The sequence below is a fragment of the Mesorhizobium sp. M1142 genome (assembly GCF_040318565.1).
Classification (GTDB): Bacteria; Pseudomonadota; Alphaproteobacteria; order Rhizobiales; family Rhizobiaceae; genus Mesorhizobium.
The window spans coordinates 21151-37777 of the sequence record NZ_JAMYMK010000009.1 but is presented as its reverse complement, the minus strand read 5'-3'; the positions used below and the strand labels follow the sequence as shown (position 1 = coordinate 37777).

Sequence of the window (16627 nt, the reverse complement as noted above, 5' to 3'; positions counted from 1 at the left end):
AGCGGACAAAGCTGAAAACAACGCCAAACCTCAGATCAGCAGCAGGCCCTTCATGCTGGAGTGGCCTTTCCTGCCGATGATGATGTGGTCGTGAACGGCAATGCCAAGCGGTTTGGCCGTCTCTATGATCAGCTTGGTCATCTCGATGTCGGCGCGCGACGGCGTCGGGTCTCCCGACGGATGATTATGCGCCAGAATGATCGCCGTGGCAGAGAGCTCCAGGGCGCGCCTGACCACCTCGCGCGGATAGACCGGTGTGTGGTCGACGGTGCCGACCTGCTGCACTTCGTCGGCGATCAGCGCGTTTTTCTTGTCGAGGAACAGGATGCGGAACTGCTCGCGCTCCTCGAAGGCCATCACCGACCGACAGTATTCGAGAACCTGCGTCCAGGTCGACAACAGCTCGCGGCCGGCGATCTCGCCGCGCGCCATGCGTTGCGCCGTTGCCGCAACCACCTTGAGGTCGAGCGCCACCATCGGGCCGATGCCCTTCACTTCCTGCAGGCGCTCGACGGGCGCGCCGAGGACCTCGGCCAATGTACCGAAGCGTGCCAGCAAGGCCTTGGCGACCGGCTTGGTGTCGGCGCGCGGGATCAGCCGGAACAATAGAAGCTCGAGCAGTTCGTAGTCGGGGAGGGTGTTAGGACTGGCGGCGAAGCGCTCGCGCAAGCGGTCGCGATGGCCGAGATAATGCGGCTTGTCGGCGGCCACCGCCTTCGCGGGCGATCGCACCGGCCTTTCGGGAAAGAAGGCCCGCTCGTCGTCGTCACCGTTCATGGCTGCCCCACCCAGCATTTGCCGGGCACGGTAACGCCCCGATCTGCCAGACACTAGGCCCGCAGGCCGGGGCGGTCGAGGTTTTTTGGCGACAGCGTGAAGATCTCGCAGCCGGTCTCGGTGACGCCGATCGTGTGTTCGTACTGCGCCGACAGCGAACGGTCGCGCGTCACCGCGGTCCAGCCGTCCGACAGCACTTTCACATGCGGCCGGCCGAGATTGATCATTGGCTCGACGGTGAAGATCATGCCCGGCCGCATCTCGACGCCTTCGCTGGCGCTGCCGTAATGCAGGATATTCGGCGCGTCGTGAAACAGCCGGCCGACGCCGTGGCCGCAGAAATCGCGCACCACCGAGCAACGCTCGGCTTCGGCGTAGGTCTGGATGGCGGCGCCGATGGCGCCGGTGCGGGCGCCCGGGTTGATTGCCGCGATGCCGCGCATCAGGCACTCATACGTGACTTCGAGCAGCCGCTCCGCGGCACGCTTGATCGTGCCCACCGGATACATGCGTGAGGAGTCGCCATGCCAGCCGTCGAGTATATAGGTGACGTCGATATTGACGATATCGCCATCCTTCAACGGCTTGCTGTCGGGTATGCCGTGACAGACGACGTGGTTGATCGAGGTGCAGGATGATTTCGTGTAGCCGCGGTAGTTGAGTGTCGCCGGAAGCGCGCCATGGTCCATGCCGAACTCGAAGACGAAGCGATCGATCGCTTCGGTGGTGACGCCGGGCGCCACCATCGATACCAGTTCGTCGAGGCAGCGCGCGGTGAGATCGCAAGCCTTGCGCATGCCGACAAAGCCTTCCTCGTCGTAAAGACGGATCTGGCCGGTGTTTCTGAGCGGTGCCGTGGCGGCGTCGAGATAGGTGACCATTTTTGTCCGTCTTGCAGGGATGCGAGGGCTGGATGAGCCCCCGCCAGAGAAATCTCCCCAGATTTGGCACTGGAAGGCGCAAGGTTCAAGGACGAACTGCCGGCGACGACCGAAGACCGGCGATATTCAGGTCTTTGGGGCACTCTCCTTGCCTGTAGCTGCCCATGCTCCCGACCGGTTCATTTGGCTACCGCAGTGACGACACATTTCTAGGCGAGAAGTCGGCCCAAGCATGAAGCCGCCACGGCAACTTTTTATGCCGAACGATGTTGCTGCGGGGGTGTCGGTTCGGGAGAGGTCGAATGGACAGACTGCAATTTGCGGTGCCGGTGCGTATCGCGCCTGTGCCCAGCCAGCCGGTCGAGGAAATCTACAGTGTCGAGCAGGCGCTCGATTTCCTGCAAACGTGGCCGGTTCGCCGGAAGGGGCCAACCTACCAGGCTGCGTTCAATGCCTGTTTTGGCGCCACGGTGGACATCGTCGAGACCGAAGACGCATGGCGGGCCTTCATGGCCTTTTGCCGGGTGAGCGGCCTGCTTGCCAGGGACATGATGGTTCCTCCGCGCAAGCGCGGCGGCGAGGCGAGGGGACTGCGGGCGTAGGGAGCCCTCGGCACATCCGCAGTTTGTCTTCGCCCCTTTGCTGACACCCCCATCAGAGTGGGTGGGGTCCGGCCAGGTTTGCCAGCATCACGCTGGCGATAGACATATGCCAAGTTGAAATTGCTGGTACGCCCAAGGGGAATCGAACCCCTGTTACCGCCGTGAAAGGGCGGTGTCCTGACCGCTAGACGATGGGCGCGCTCAGATGTGAGCGCTTATAGTTGCGTCGCGACAAACCGGCAACCCGTCTGCCGCCGGCTGCGACAACTTTTTTCCTTTGGCTCCAAACCGCGTCTTTCCGACAGCCAAGCTGGTTTTGCAGCATGCTGCAACGTCGCCGAGGGGACTTCGCTGTGGCCGAAGAACGTCTCCCTAACCGCGCCTGCGGCAACGCCAGTTCCAGTCGCGCTCGGGGCCGACATCGACATGGACGGATTCGGTGTGGCAGTAGGTGCCGACGCCGCCGCGGCCCGGCATGGTGCGGATGTAGCTCGCCAGTTCCCACTTCGAGACGCCGGGGACCTGGATGTCGGCAGCGGCGCAGTACATGTGCAGCGAATTCTTGGCGCCGTTGGCGCGGCGGTTGCGGGCCGGGTCGCGATAGCCGGAGGTGACCGTCATCTTGCGGCCGTAATGGCCTTCGATCGTCTTCAGCACGCGAACCAGCGACGGCTTCAAGCAGGCGACATCGACGCTTTCGTTCTGTTTCAGGAGGCCGTTGGGCGCGAGCCTGGCGAGGCCGGCGGCGGAGGCGACCTGGTAGGCACCACCCGAACCTTCGTCTTCGTTGAGATCGACGTCGCTCTCATCGTCGAGGCCGGATTTGCGCTTGATCTCGAACAACGCCGTCTGGCGCACGCCCGGCAGCGCATCGGCCGTGAAATGGCTGGTATCGCCGGTCGACACCAACTGCACCGGCTTTTCAGCCGGATTGGCCGAGGCCAAGGTAACGGTGGGTTTCGCCGCAGGCGTCGCCTTGGCCTGCACGGCCGTTGGCTGCCCGCCCGATCTGCTGTTGGCCGGCGATGCTGCCGAAGCGGGGGTGGCGCTGAACAGCGAGGCTAGGAAGTTTTTCTTCGGTGCGTAGGCCTGTGGCTGCGGCATCTCGCCGGCGGTTACATAGACCGGGTTGTTCATCGCCGGCGCGGCGGCCTTGGCGTCGGGCTTCGATGCATCAGCACTGTTTTGTGCCACGGCCTGTTCGGCCGTCTGGGCGTTTGGTTGCAGCGGCTGCGGCGTGTGTCCCGCGATCGTCTCGGCTGCCGTTGGAACGGCGATCGGGAAGCCGGCATCGGGCTTGGCCCCTGGCTTGGCTATTGGCACATAGGCGACCTGCTCGGGAAGGTTGGCGTCACCGTCGGCATTCATCGTCATTTGTGCGGTTGTCATCTGCGACGATAATGCGGCCGTGCTGGCCTGGGGCGCACCGGCGGCCGTGCTGATTTCGGTAGCCGAGGTATTGTAGCCTGGCATGCCGACCGACATGGTCGGGTCGCCGGCCGAGGTGCAGGACGCCAGGAGCACCGAGAAAAGCGCCGCCACAATGGCGCGGCTTTCTCCCTTCGCGAGGCGCGATCCTGCTGATCTCAAAACAAAATTCCCCCTCGATATCCGACCGGTTCGTCATTGGCGCGGCGCCGAAACGTCTCGTCGAAATGACCCTTGTTCCCCGAACCGGAAACGAGACCTGTGTCAAATCTGCAAGCCTCAAAGTAATTTGGCGGCTAGAGGATGAATCAAGGCTGCTCAGGGTTGACGGCACCATTTCGCCCGCTTTTGGCGGCGCGTCAACTCACCACACATTACAGATGGTTACACGCGCACCTTGACATAGGTGCCGGGGGCTTCGCCTAGAACTTGCATGTGCTCGCCCGGTTTGCGGGCCGGAACGCGGGTATTGTCCTTGGCTTCGATCCAGCGTTGCCAGTGCGGCCACCAGGAACCGGGGTGGGCTGTGGCCCCGGCGAGCCATTTGTCAAAGTCGCCGGCCGGCTTGCCGCCGGTCCAGTATTGATATTTCTGCGCCGCCGGCGGATTGACGACCCCGGCGATGTGGCCGGAGCCGGCCATGACGTAGTCGACCTCGCCGCCGAAATATTTCGAGCCGAGGAATACCGATAGCGCCGGCGCGATGTGGTCCTCCTTAGAGGCGAGGTTGTAGACCGGAATGGTAACGTCCTTCAGCGAAACCGTGCGGCCCGCCAGTTCCATCATGCCTTGCGAGAGCCTGTTCTCGAGATAGCAATTGCGCAAATAGAAGGAATGGTTGGCAGCGCCCATGCGGGTCGAATCGGCATTCCAGTAGAGCAGGTCGAAGGGCAGGGGATCCTTGCCGCGCATGTAGTTGTTGACGACATAGGGCCAGATCAGGTCGCCCGAGCGCAGCATGTTGAAGGCGGTCGCCATCTTGGTGCCGTCGAGATAGCCTTTCTCGTTCATCGCCTTCTCGACGGCCGCGACCTGCTCCTCGTCGACGAACACTTTTAGATCGCCGGCATAGGTGAAATCGACCTGGGTGGTGAAGAAGGTGGCGGATTTGATGCGGTGGTCGCCTTCCTGCGCCATCAGCGCCAGGGCCGCCGCCAGAAGCGTGCCGCCGACGCAATAGCCGATGGCGTTGACCTGCCTTTCGCCGGTTGCCTTCTCGATCGTGTCGAGGCCGTATTGCAGGCCCTCCCTGATATAGGCCTCCCAACTCTTGGCGCCGTGCCGCTCGTCCGGGTTGATCCAGGAGATTACGAACACGGTGTGGCCTTGCTCGACCGCCCAGCGAATGAAGGATTTTTGCGGGTTGAGATCGAGGATGTAGTACTTGTTGATCCATGGCGGGCAGATCAGCAGCGGCCGTTTGAGCACGGTGTCGGTAGTCGGCTCGTATTGCAGGATTTCGGCGACGTCGCTGCGGCCGACCACCTTACCCGGCGTGGCGGCGAGATTCTTGCCGATCTCGAAGGGCGAATAATCTGCCTGCCGCAGCTTCAGGTCACCCTTGCCCGCGGCGATGTCCTCGGCGAGCATCTTCATGCCGCGCACCAGGTTTTCACCGTTCGAGGCGACAGTCTCGCGAAACAATTCCGGATTGGTCAGGATGAAATTCGACGGCGAGATGGCATTGGACACCTGCTTGACATAAAAGCCGGCCTTGTGGCGGGTATGCTCGTCCAGGCCGTCGGCGTGCTCGACCAGTTCGGCCGCCCAGCGCGAGGTGACCAGATACGCCTGTTTGAGGAAATCGAAGAAGGCGTTGCGGCCCCATTCCGGGTCCTGGAAACGCTTGTCGCCGCGCTCGGGCTTGACCGCGTCCTCGGCGCCGGCGCCGACGCGCTGGACAGCATTGGCCCAGACGGTCATGTAGCCGGAAAACAGCCGCGTTTGCGCCTCCAGCGCGCGCTGCGGGTCGGAGAGCCAGTACTCGGTGAGCTTGGAGAACGTCTTCACCATGTCGACGACCGGCTCGGCGACGTGATCGCGTACCTCGCCCTTTTCCCGCGGCTCGGCCCATGCCGAGGCGGCTTTGCCGGCCTGCTCGATCATGCGGGCCATGTTCAGAGCGAAGCGTTCCGGGTCCTTCACCAGATATTGCTCGACGGTCGAAGGTTGGTCATCTTCCGCTTTGCCCGAATCGGGTGTTTTGGCCATGGTTCGCGGGGTTCCTCCCGAAGCGTTTTGTTGACATATTACCATGGGATATCGAACAGGGTCCAATGTGCTCTAACCCGGCCGCCAGGAAAACAATATGACGATTAATATTGGCAAGAACGTTTTTTCCGGCACTGGTCGTTTTTGCCGCATGGCGCTCGTCATGTTGACGATGGCCGGTTGCACGAGCAGCAACATGGAAGGTGCGGCGCCCGCCACCGGCCTTGTCGGCGCGAAGGACACCGGTTCCTATCCAAACCTGAACATCCGGCCGCAGGTGGCGGCCGAGCAATTCACCGACGAGGAAAAGAACGCCAAGCTCGCCCAACTGAAGGCCGAGAAGCAGAGCCAGGCCGCCAAGGGCGGCGGCGTCAAGGTTGCGGACCAGGCAGCGCTGGACCAGCTGGCAAAAAAACACGGCGCCGAGGCGCTGAAGCAGATCGAAGGCAAATGCGACCCCGCTCTCGACCCTAGTTGCAAATAAGCTTATACGCGCGACCGCAACCTCACTGTCTGGAACTGCCATGGAAGAATTTCACAAGGTCCGCCGGCTTCCGCCCTATGTCTTCGAACAGGTCAACCGGCTGAAGGCCAGCGCCCGTTCGCGCGGCGCCGACATCATCGATCTTGGCATGGGCAATCCGGACCTGCCGACGCCCAAGGCCATCGTCGACAAATTATGCGAGGTGGTGCGCGATCCGCGCACGCACCGATATTCGTCGTCGCGCGGCATTCCGGGTCTGCGCCGTGCACAGGCCAACTACTATGCCCGCCGCTTCGGCGTGAAGCTCGACCCGGACAGCCAGGTGGTGGCGACGCTCGGCTCGAAGGAGGGCTTCGCCAATATGGCGCAGGCGATCACCGCCCCCGGCGACGTGATCCTGTGCCCCAATCCGACCTATCCGATCCACGCCTTCGGCTTCATTATGTCGGGCGGCGTCATCCGCTCGCTGCAGGTCGAGCCGGACGACGGCTTTATCCCGGCCCTGGAGCGCGGCATCCGCCATTCGATCCCGAAGCCGCTGGCACTAATCCTCAATTATCCGTCCAACCCGACGGCACTGGTCGCTTCGCTCGATTTCTACAAGGAGGTGGTGGCCTTCGCCAGGAAGAACGACATCATCATCCTGTCGGACCTTGCCTATTCGGAAATCTATTTCGACGGCAATCCGCCGCCTTCGGTGCTGCAGGTGCCGGGCGCCATAGACGTCGCCGTCGAGTTCACCTCGATGTCGAAGACCTTTTCGATGCCGGGCTGGCGCATGGGTTTTGCGGTCGGCAATGAACGGCTGATCTCGGCGCTGACGCGGGTGAAATCCTATCTCGACTACGGCGCCTTCACGCCGATCCAGGTGGCGGCGGCGCATGCGCTTAACGGCGACAGCGCCGACATCGCCGAAGTGCGCGACGTCTACCGCAAACGCCGCGATGTCATGGTCGACTCCTTCAGCCGTGCCGGCTGGACCATTCCCGCACCGGCGGCATCGATGTTCGCCTGGGCGCCGATCCCGGAGCCGTTCAAGCACCTTGGCTCGCTTGAGTTCTCCAAGCTCCTGATCGAGCACGCCGACGTCGCGGTGGCGCCGGGCGTCGGCTTCGGCGAGCATGGCGACGATCACGTGCGCATCGCGCTGGTCGAAAACGAGCATCGGATCCGGCAAGCGGCGCGCAACATTAAGCGCTTCCTCGCATCCAGCGCCAAGCAGCCGAATAATGTCGTACCGCTCGCCGCGCATCGCTGATCTTATACACATCGACCGAATTGTTGAGGGGCGTCGCCGGACATGGCTGAAGCGTTGCGTGTTGGAATTGCCGGCCTCGGCACCGTCGGTGCGTCTGTGGCCCGTGTGCTGCGCGACAAGGCGGCCGAACTGACGCGGCAGTGCGGACGCGACATCGTGGTGTCGGCGGTTTCGGCCCGCGATCCCAAACGCGACCGCGGCGTCGATCTTGGTACGGCACAGTGGTTCGACGATGCCGTCAAGATGGCGCAGATCGCCGAGATAGATGTCTTCGTCGAGTTGATCGGCGGCGACGAAGGCCCGTCGCGCTCGTCCGTCAAAGCGGCGCTCGAGGCCGGCCGACATGTCGTTACCGCAAACAAGGCATTGCTTGCCAAGCACGGCGTCTCACTGGCCGAGATCGCAGAAAAGAGGGGTGTGCTGCTCAACTACGAAGCGGCGGTGGCAGGCGGCATTCCGGTCATCAAGACGATGCGCGAGGCGATGGCCGGCAATTCGGTGACCCGCGTTTTCGGCATTCTCAACGGTACCTGCAATTATATTTTGACGCGCATGGAAGCCGAGGGCCTGTCCTTTGATGCCTGCCTGAAGGATGCGCAACGGTTGGGCTATGCCGAAGCCGACCCGACCTTCGACATCGAGGGCCACGACACCGCACACAAGCTGTCGATCCTGACCAGCCTTGCCTTCGGCACGAAGATCGCCGCCAACGATATCTACATGGAAGGCATCTCCAACATCAGCCAGGCCGACATCCGCGCGGCCGGCGATCTCGGCTACCGGATCAAGCTGCTTGGCGTCGCCCAACGCACCGAAAGCGGCATCGAGCAGCGCGTGCATCCGACCATGGTGCCGACGGCCTCGGTCATCGCGCAGGTGCACGGCGTCACCAATGCGGTGGCCATCGAGACCGACATCCTCGGCGAATTGCTGCTCTCCGGCCCCGGTGCCGGCGGCAACGCCACCGCATCGGCGGTGATCGGCGACATTGCCGACATCGCTAAGAGCCGGCCTGGGTTCCAGCATGGTCCGGTCTTCGGCCGGCCGGCGAAGGAGCTCAAGCCCTACAAGAAGGCGCAGATGCGCAGCCATGCCGGGGGTTATTTCATCCGGCTGACCGTGCACGACCGCCTCGGCGTCTTCGCGGCAATAGCCAAGCGCATGGCTGACAACGACATTTCGCTGGAATCGATCGTCCAGCATGCCGCCGGTCCGGAAACCGAGGCACAGAAGACCGTCATCCTGGTGACCCACGAGACGACCGAGGCGGCGGTGCGTAAGGCCGTCGACGGCATCACCAGGGACAGCCTTCTGACCGACAAGCCGCAAGTCATCCGCATCGAGCGGGCCGGATAGCAGTCTCACATTTTGCGTTTAATCGATTGATATTGCTGCGCTTTCAAAAAGGTCCAGCGCAGGTCTTGCTGTTGTCACGGGGCTTTGACACAAGGAGCGCGTCTCTGGCGGGAGGCTAATGCATGTCGCCCAAACGTGTGCGGCGGTTTTTGGGACGACGACATGCATAAAAACAAAGTGCCAACGAGGATTGTCCATCGATGAATGTGGCCCAGAACATTGTCGCCGGCCTCGACCGGATACTGACCATGGAATTGGTGCGCGTCACCGAACGCGCCGCGGTCGCGGCCGCCAGATTGCGCGGACGCGGCGACGAGAAAGCCGCCGACCAGGTTGCGGTCGATGCCATGCGGCAGGAACTCAACCGTCTTGCCATCAACGGCACGGTAGTGATCGGCGAGGGCGAGCGCGACGAGGCGCCGATGCTTTATATCGGCGAGGAAGTCGGTACCGGCAAAGGCCCGGCTGTCGACATCGCGCTCGATCCGCTCGAAGGCACGACGATCTGCGCCAAGAACCTGCCCAACGCATTGGCCGTTATCGCCATTGCCGAAAAAGGCAGCCTTTTGTTCGCGCCGGATGTCTATATGGACAAGATCGCGATCGGCCCGGGCTATGCCGACGGCATCATCGACATCGATGCCTCGCCGGCCGAAAACATCGCCAGCCTCGCCAGGGCCAAGGGCGTGCCGGTGGCGGAGATCACCGCCTGTATTCTCGACCGGCCACGCCATGGCGCGTTGATCGAAGCCGTGCGGGCGACCGGCGCCGCGATCCGTCTGATCGGCGACGGTGATGTCGCCGGGGTCATCCACACCACCGATCCGGACGAGACCGGTATCGACATTTATCTCGGCACCGGAGGCGCGCCGGAAGGCGTGCTTGCAGCTGCCGCCTTGCGCTGCACCGGTGGCCAGATGCAGGGCAGGTTGATCCTCGATACGCCGGAAAAGCTGGCGCGCGCCGCCAAGATGGGCATCTCCGACCCCAAACGGATCTACCACACGCAAGACATGGCACGCGGCGACGTGCTGTTTGCCGCGACCGGCGTCACCGACGGCAATATGCTGGCCGGCGTCAAGTTCGGCCACAATTTCATCACCACGCACACGATCGTGCTGCGCTCGTCATCGCGGACCGTGCGCGAGATCAAGGCCAGGCACCAGGATCTGGAAAAGTTTTGATTTCGACTCAGTTAGCCGTTGCATATTGTGCGCAATGACAAATTGCAGACGGCGCATCACGTGACGGGGGAAAGACGCTTTTTCCTCGATGTCAGGCAATCGGCCACCGGCGTTTCCTGGGAACACCGGCTGACCGAGCGCCAGGACATGGCCGCGCTCGCCATCGCGCAAGGTTATGGCGTGCCCGACATCGTGGCGCGCGTGCTGGCCGGGCGCGGCGTCACCGCCGAGCAGACCGAGCGGTTTCTCGATCCGACCATCCGCAACCTGCTGCCCGACCCGGCATCGCTGACCGACATGGACAAGGCCGCCTCTCGTATCGCCCAGGCGGTGACGGCCAGGGAAAAGGTAGCGATCTTTGGCGATTACGATGTCGACGGCGCCGCCTCGTCGGCGCTGCTCAAGCGCTTTCTCGCGCATTTCTCGGTGCCGTCGGAGATCTACATACCGGACCGCATCTTCGAGGGTTACGGCCCCAATCCGGAAGCGATGCGCGAACTCGTCTCGCGCGGCGCGACGCTGATCGTCACCGTCGATTGCGGCACCAATAGTGCTGCTTCCATCGATGCGGCGAAGGCCGCCGGCGCCGACGTCGTGGTGCTCGATCACCATCAGGTCGGCGGGCCGTTGCCGGCGGCGGCTGCGGTCGTTAACCCAAATCGCGAGGACGACCTTTCCGGCCAAGGTCATCTTTGTGCCGCCGGCGTCGTCTTCCTTTGCCTGGTGCAGACCGCGAAGATCCTGCGCGGCCGCTTGCCGGATGCCGCACCGCCGGACCTGCTTGCCCTGCTCGACCTGGTGGCGCTGGGCACAGTCTGCGACGTGGTGCCGCTCACCGGCGTCAACCGCGCCTTCGTGATCAAGGGGCTGCAGGTGGCGCGGCAGCAGAGAAACGAAGGGCTGGCGGCGTTGGCGCGGGTCTCGCGTATAGGCGAGCCGATCAGCACGTTCCATCTGGCCTTTCTGATCGGTCCGCGCATCAACGCCGGCGGGCGCATCGGCGACGCAGCACTTGGCAGCCGCCTGCTTGCAACCGACGACCCGGTCGAAGCCCGCACCATCGCCGAGACGCTGGATCGGCTCAACCAGGAGCGGCAGTCGATGGAGCAGGAGATGCTGGCCGCGGCGCGCTCAGAGGCCGACGCCGAGCTTGCCGGCGGCAATGGTCCGGCCATCGTGGTCACAGCCAGCAGCAACTGGCACCCGGGCATTGTCGGCCTGCTTGCCTCGCGGCTCAAGGACCATGCGCGCCGGCCCGCATTTGCCATTGCCTTCAACGCCAACGGTGTCGGTACGGGTTCAGGCCGTTCAGTGTCTGGCTTCGACCTCGGCCGGCTGGTGCGCGAGGCTGCCGATGCCGGACTTATCGTCAAGGGCGGCGGCCACGGAATGGCGGCCGGCATCACTGTCGAGCGGGCGAAGCTCGGCGAACTCAGGGCTTTCTTCGAAGAGCGCGCGGCGGTGGACGTGTTCCGCCTGCAAGGGCAGGAGAGCCTGGCGATCGACGGTGCGCTTGCCGCCGAGGGCGCGACGCTCGCGCTGCTCGATGCACTTGAGAGGGCAGGGCCGTTCGGCGCAGGGCATGTCGCGCCGGTGTTCGCGCTGCCGCGCCACCGGCTTGTCGATGCGCGGGCGGTCGGCACCAACCACATCCGCGCCGACCTGCAGTCGGAAAGCGGCGGCCGCATCCAGGCGATCGCCTTTCGCGCCGTCGATACCGCGCTCGGCGAATTCCTGTTCAAGAACAGGGGTAAGCCGGTGCATGTAGCCGGCTCGCTGTCGGGCAACCACTGGAACGGCAACCGCACGGTGCAATTTCGTATCGTCGACGCGGCGCTTGCCTGAGAAGCTCGCCGTCCGCTCTGCCTAAGCGAGGACGGTCTGCAGCCGGGTCAGGTCGCCGATCTGCGCCATCGTTGCCTGGTAGCCGATACGGATTGCTTCGTCGGCGCGGTGGAATTCGGTCAGGCCGATATGGCTGAGCTTCGGCTGCAGCGATATGTCCGGCGGGTCGCCGGCCAGCCTGGCGCGCGAAATGCGATCCTGAATGATGTTGAAGGCCTCGACCATGACGCCGGTAATGCCGAGCCGCGTCTCGCGCGACTGGCGTTCGGGATCGGCCTGGCCGGCCCGCGGCGCGTCTTTCTCGATGACCAACTCGCCGGCATTGTGCTTGATCACCGCGGCGCGGCCGAACAGATCGTAGTGAAGGTTCACCGCGACCACGAGCGGCTGCTCGTAGGCACGGCAAACCGAGACCGGCACCGGATTGACCAGGGCGCCGTCAACCAGCACACGCCCGTTGCAGGCGACCGGCTCGAACACGCCGGGCAGCGCGTAGGAGGCGCGCATTGCGGTGCTCAACGAGCCGCTCGACAGCCAGATCTCATGGCCGGTGCGGATTTCCGAAGCGACGCAGACGAATGGTTTTGGCAGGTCCTCGAAGCGGATGCCGGCTATGTGCTCGCGTAGCCGCGCATCGAGCTTCATGCCACCGAACAGGCCGCTGCCGCGTAGATTGAGGTCGAGAAGGCCAAAAATGCGCCGCCTGGTCAGGCTGCGCGCGAATTCTTCCAGCTCGTCGAGCTTGCCGGCAACATAGCAGCCGCCGACCAGCGCGCCGATCGAGGTGCCGGCGATCATCGACACTTCGATGCCGGCTTCGTCAAGCGCGCGCAGCACGCCGATATGCGCCCAGCCGCGCGCACAGCCGCCACCCAATGCCAGCGAAATCCCTGTTTTGCCCGGAGATATGGTTTCGGATGCGCCCGCGGCCGAGGAGAGGCCATTCGCCTCCCGAACGTCAGGTCTGTTGCGCAATGACGCCCAGTCGAGCATCACAATCTCCCTTGTCCCACGGTCATCCTACAGGCGGGCCGTATCGAAATCATGAATACACGTGGCTGAAGTGCTGCGAATGGTTCATATTGATGGTGTATTGGGCTTTCGATAGGTTTTTTCCGCATCGAACAGCGGCTTGCTGCCGTCGCTGGCAAGCGTCCCTTTGCCATCGCTCAGCCCCACCGTCCGATAAAAGCATGAACGTCGGCCGGTGTGACAAGTTGCTTCATGACCCAGCACTTTGACGCGCAACCATATCGCGTCCTGGTCACAATCCGTGAGCATCTCGACGACCTGCTGGACATTGCCCGAGGTTTCGCCCTTCTTCCACAGCGCGTTGCGCGAACGCGACCAGTAGTGCGCGATGCCGGTCTCGAGCGTTAGCGCCAGCGCCTCGGCATTCATATGCGCGACCATCAGCAGCATGCCGTCTTCGGCATCGGTGACGACGGCGGTGACGAGGCCGCCGGCATCGAAGCGCGGCGAAAGGACCGTGCCTTCCTCAAGCGCCTTCTTGTCTGAGGGAGCTTTCGGGAATTCCAATGCCGACATTCGCCGGTCCTTATTTAACGAAGGTGGGGCGGGTCTGATCAGTTCCGCCGCCGCGCACCATGGTGACGAAGCGGACCTGCTCTTCGGGTGTATCCTTGAAGGCGCCGGTGAAGGTCGAGGTCAGCGTGGTGGAGCCCTGCTTGCGGATGCCCCGCATGGCCATGCACATATGCTCGGCTTCAAGCATGACCGCCACGCCGCGCGGATTGAGGACGTCCTGGATGACGCCGGCAATCTGCGCCGTCATCGCTTCCTGGGTCTGCAGGCGATGGGCGAAGATGTCGACGACGCGGGCGATCTTGGACAGGCCGACAACCTTGCCGTCAGGCAGATAGCCGACATGCGCCTTGCCGATGATCGGCACCATGTGATGCTCGCAATGCGAGTGGAAGGATATGTCCTTGACGAGGACGAGGTCGTCATAGCCGGCGACTTCCTCGAAGGTGCGGCCAAGTTCCTCGGCTGGGCACATATCATAACCGTTGAACATTTCGCGGAATGCCTTGGTGACGCGCTTCGGCGTGTCGATCAGGCCCTCGCGGTCAGGGTTGTCGCCGGTCCAGCGCAGCAAGATGCGCACAGCGGCTTCGACTTCGGCCTCGCTCGGCCGGTCGGTGACCGGCTTTTCCATATAGGCGGACCGCGGCATGAGTTTCTTGATAACGGCGTCCATAAAGGCGTCTCCCGTAGTTCCTCTCTCAGGAGGAACGAGTTGAACGGACCACGACCTTTCGGGTGTCAGAAACTCGCCCGGTTTCCAGCCCGTAAGTGGCGTGAACAGAATTGGGCACGACGAGGTTTGTGGTCGCCTTGTCGATACCCGACTACCGCCATTATATATGTTCGTGCCGAGCGAAAGGAAGACGCCAGAGCGGCAATGACTGTTCGCTGGGCGGCGACGGATTGGAAAAATATGATCGACGATGTCTACAATGCGAAAATTCTGGGTTTTGCCGGAAACATCGCACGGATCGGCCGGCTCGACCGGCCCGACGCAACCGCACGAGCACATTCCAAGCTGTGCGGCTCGACGGTGACCGTCGATCTGAAGATGGATGATGGGGTCGTCAGCGATTTCGCGCATGACGTGAAGGCCTGTGCGCTTGGCCAGGCGTCCTCTTCGATCATGGCGCAGCATGTCGTCGGCGCCAGCGCCGAAGAATTGCGCAGCGTGCGCGAGACGATGCTGAAGATGCTGAAGGAAAATGGTCCGCCGCCCGAAGGCCGCTTCGCCGACCTGAAATATCTGGAACCGGTGCGCGACTATAAGGCGCGCCACGCCTCGACCATGCTGACCTTCGACGCAGTGGTCGACGCCATCGGTCAGATTGAGAAGAAGCGGGCCGAGGAGGCGGCCTAGATCTCGGCAAGGAAACGCCGGCTTTCGGCGAATTCCGCCCGGACCCAGTCGGCAAAAGCCCTGGCCGGCTCTGAAAGGTCATTCAGCCTTCTGGCCACCAGCCAATAGGCGCCGGACGCGACGTCGATGTCGAAAGGCTTGATCAGCGCGCCGGACGCAAGTTCTTCGCCGATCTGCAGAAGATCGCCCAGCGCGACACCATGTCCAAGCAAAGCTGCCTGCTTCGAAAGCGAAGCATCCGCCAGCATCGGGCCGCGCGCAGGCACGGCCTCAGCCGTCACGCCAGCCGCTTCGAACCAGCGCGCCCAAGCCTGACGGTTTTCTTCGTGCAGCAATGCGTAGCGACCAAGGTCGATCGGTTTTTCCAGAGCTGGCCCGGATGCAAGAAGCGCCGGCGACAGGACTGGTGAATCGACGACCGCGGCAAGCTGTTCGGCTTCGCTGCGTGGCCATGAGGTGGCGTGCGCACTGAAGCGCAGGGCAAGTTCGGGCTGATCGCTGCGAAACTCTATCAACCTCGGGTCGACCTCAAGGGAAACGTCGATATCGGGTCGCAACTCGCGAAAGCGGTTGAGCCGCGGGACCAGCCATACGGATGCAAGCGATGGCTCGACGCTGACACGGACCACGGACTGCGTCTGGGCCGCCGTCAACTCCGAAAGCAGCCTGTCGATGCCCTCGAAACTTCTGACCAACTGGTCGAGCAGCCGCCGGCCGGTGTCGGTCAACTCGACGCGGCGATGATGGCGGAAGAACAGAGGTTGGCGCAGGAAGGCTTCGAGCTCGCGGATCTGGCGGCTGATCGCTGCCTGCGAGACGTAAAGCTCCGCGGCCGCACGGCTGAAGCTCAGGTGACGACCGGCTGCTTCGAAGCTTCTGAGAGCCGTCAGGGGGAGGTGTCCGCGCTTCATTCGCATAACTCAGAGTTATCTGACGTGGACGTTATACTCGTTTGAAGGGCAAGGCCAGCGGCGCTCTAATCGGCGCTCAAGGAGTGCTGCCATGATCCAGTTTCTCAACGTTCTGGGCGATGTCGTACGGATCGCGACGTTTCAATGGCATGACGAGAAACCCATAGGGATTGGTGCGAGGAGAGGCCGCCGACCAGCGTCGCCGTATGCCGGAAGCCGACGCCCGACCGCTACCCGACTCGCCGTGCCAGGCCATGACGGGATTGCCGAAACGCCATTGCGTTTCTGGCCCGATGCGCACATCTATCGTGTTGAAAAACGTGATGTGGAGACTGCGGTGGTTGGCCAATATCGGCATGCGCGCGGTGCCAGGCCGATTCGACAAGGACGCAACTGGCCCGGCCCGTGGCGCAAGACGCCGGGCCGCCTCTTCGGTACCGCGCTTGTCCGACTCTACCAGCTGACGCTGTCTGGCTTTGTCGGCAATTCCTGCCGGCATTTGCCGACCTGTTCCGAATACGCGCACGAAGCGATCGCCCGCCACGGGCTGTGGGCCGGTGGCTGGATGGGGTTTTTCCGGGTGCTGCGCTGCGGACCGTTCGGAACGCACGGCATCGACCGCGTACCGGAGATCCTGGCTGATCGTTACCGTTGGTTCACGCCATGGCGGTACTGGCGGATCGGGAAAAAACGTGGCGACCTGGACAGTTGACCGCAACTGTTCGGTGCACAACCGGACCGCTTTTACGATCTGGTAGGGTTAACCGCAGCTTGCGCGGACA

16 protein-coding genes and 1 tRNA gene are annotated in these 16627 nt (G+C 63.1%); 8 read left to right on the top strand and 9 right to left on the bottom strand.

Annotation, left to right across the window (positions count from 1 at the left end; all coding sequences use genetic code 11):
- Positions 1–30 precede the first annotated feature (30 nt).
- Entirely contained in the window at positions 31–777 is a 747-nt protein-coding gene (gene radC / locus NKH42_RS16405) for a RadC family protein (protein ID WP_254818353.1), read from the bottom strand.
- 53 nt (positions 778–830) lie between these two features.
- Positions 831–1658, bottom strand: a complete 828-nt coding sequence (gene map, locus NKH42_RS16400) for a type I methionyl aminopeptidase (protein ID WP_352751297.1) — start codon at positions 1656–1658, stop codon at positions 831–833.
- A 302-nt stretch (positions 1659–1960) separates the two neighbouring features.
- Here map and NKH42_RS16395 point away from each other — a divergent pair, with 302 nt between their 5' ends.
- Entirely contained in the window at positions 1961–2260 is a 300-nt protein-coding gene (locus tag NKH42_RS16395) for a DUF982 domain-containing protein (RefSeq protein WP_254818355.1), read from the top strand.
- A 124-nt stretch (positions 2261–2384) separates the two neighbouring features.
- On the opposite strand, the gene NKH42_RS16390 is transcribed toward NKH42_RS16395, so the two are convergent.
- From NKH42_RS16390 to phaC, 3 genes are all read right to left on the bottom strand, one after another.
- Positions 2385–2459 (bottom strand) — tRNA-Glu (locus tag NKH42_RS16390).
- Positions 2460–2632: 173 nt separating this feature from the next.
- Positions 2633–3745, bottom strand: a complete 1113-nt coding sequence (locus tag NKH42_RS16385; protein ID WP_352508768.1) for a YcbK family protein — start codon at positions 3743–3745, stop codon at positions 2633–2635.
- Between the two features lie 327 nt (positions 3746–4072).
- Complete coding sequence (phaC, locus tag NKH42_RS16380; RefSeq protein ID WP_352508758.1) at positions 4073–5899, bottom strand: class I poly(R)-hydroxyalkanoic acid synthase; 1827 nt, start codon at positions 5897–5899, stop codon at positions 4073–4075.
- A gap of 97 nt (positions 5900–5996) precedes the next feature.
- On the opposite strand from phaC, the gene NKH42_RS16375 reads away from it, so the two are divergent.
- From NKH42_RS16375 to recJ, 5 genes are all read left to right on the top strand, one after another.
- Positions 5997–6383 (top strand): hypothetical protein, encoded by a 387-nt coding sequence (locus NKH42_RS16375; RefSeq protein ID WP_254818357.1) that lies wholly within the window; start codon positions 5997–5999, stop codon positions 6381–6383.
- A 40-nt stretch (positions 6384–6423) separates the two neighbouring features.
- The gene (locus tag NKH42_RS16370; protein ID WP_352751295.1) at positions 6424–7641 is read left to right on the top strand and encodes an LL-diaminopimelate aminotransferase; all 1218 of its coding nucleotides are present in this window, start codon (positions 6424–6426) and stop codon (positions 7639–7641) included.
- Positions 7642–7683: 42 nt separating this feature from the next.
- On the top strand, positions 7684–8997 hold the full coding sequence (locus NKH42_RS16365; protein ID WP_352508757.1) for a homoserine dehydrogenase: 1314 nt from the start codon (positions 7684–7686) through the stop codon (positions 8995–8997).
- A 200-nt stretch (positions 8998–9197) separates the two neighbouring features.
- On the top strand, positions 9198–10181 hold the full coding sequence (gene glpX, locus NKH42_RS16360) for a class II fructose-bisphosphatase (protein ID WP_352689960.1): 984 nt from the start codon (positions 9198–9200) through the stop codon (positions 10179–10181).
- Between the two features lie 60 nt (positions 10182–10241).
- Positions 10242–12026, top strand: coding sequence for a single-stranded-DNA-specific exonuclease RecJ (recJ, locus tag NKH42_RS16355; protein ID WP_352751291.1), 1785 nt, complete (start codon positions 10242–10244; stop codon positions 12024–12026).
- A gap of 21 nt (positions 12027–12047) precedes the next feature.
- On the opposite strand, the gene NKH42_RS16350 is transcribed toward recJ, so the two are convergent.
- From NKH42_RS16350 to folE, 3 genes are all read right to left on the bottom strand, one after another.
- On the bottom strand, positions 12048–13019 hold the full coding sequence (locus NKH42_RS16350) for a patatin family protein (RefSeq protein WP_352751289.1): 972 nt from the start codon (positions 13017–13019) through the stop codon (positions 12048–12050).
- An 84-nt stretch (positions 13020–13103) separates the two neighbouring features.
- On the bottom strand, positions 13104–13574 hold the full coding sequence (hisI, locus tag NKH42_RS16345; protein ID WP_352479758.1) for a phosphoribosyl-AMP cyclohydrolase: 471 nt from the start codon (positions 13572–13574) through the stop codon (positions 13104–13106).
- Positions 13575–13584: 10 nt separating this feature from the next.
- Positions 13585–14247, bottom strand: a complete 663-nt coding sequence (folE, locus tag NKH42_RS16340; RefSeq protein ID WP_254818364.1) for a GTP cyclohydrolase I FolE — start codon at positions 14245–14247, stop codon at positions 13585–13587.
- Positions 14248–14487: 240 nt separating this feature from the next.
- On the opposite strand from folE, the gene NKH42_RS16335 reads away from it, so the two are divergent.
- Positions 14488–14934 carry an iron-sulfur cluster assembly scaffold protein gene (locus NKH42_RS16335; protein ID WP_023678879.1) on the top strand — a complete coding sequence of 149 codons (447 nt, stop codon included), beginning with the start codon at positions 14488–14490 and terminating at the stop codon, positions 14932–14934.
- Here the strand turns inward: NKH42_RS16335 and NKH42_RS16330 are convergent.
- Positions 14931–15845 (bottom strand): LysR substrate-binding domain-containing protein, encoded by a 915-nt coding sequence (locus NKH42_RS16330; RefSeq protein ID WP_352689963.1) that lies wholly within the window; start codon positions 15843–15845, stop codon positions 14931–14933. The genes NKH42_RS16335 and NKH42_RS16330 overlap by 4 nt on opposite strands.
- Positions 15846–16182: 337 nt before the next feature.
- On the opposite strand from NKH42_RS16330, the gene yidD reads away from it, so the two are divergent.
- A complete protein-coding gene (gene yidD / locus NKH42_RS16325) occupies positions 16183–16557 on the top strand; it encodes a membrane protein insertion efficiency factor YidD (RefSeq protein WP_352689975.1) in 375 nt (124 codons plus the stop codon).
- Positions 16558–16627: the final 70 nt, after the last annotated feature.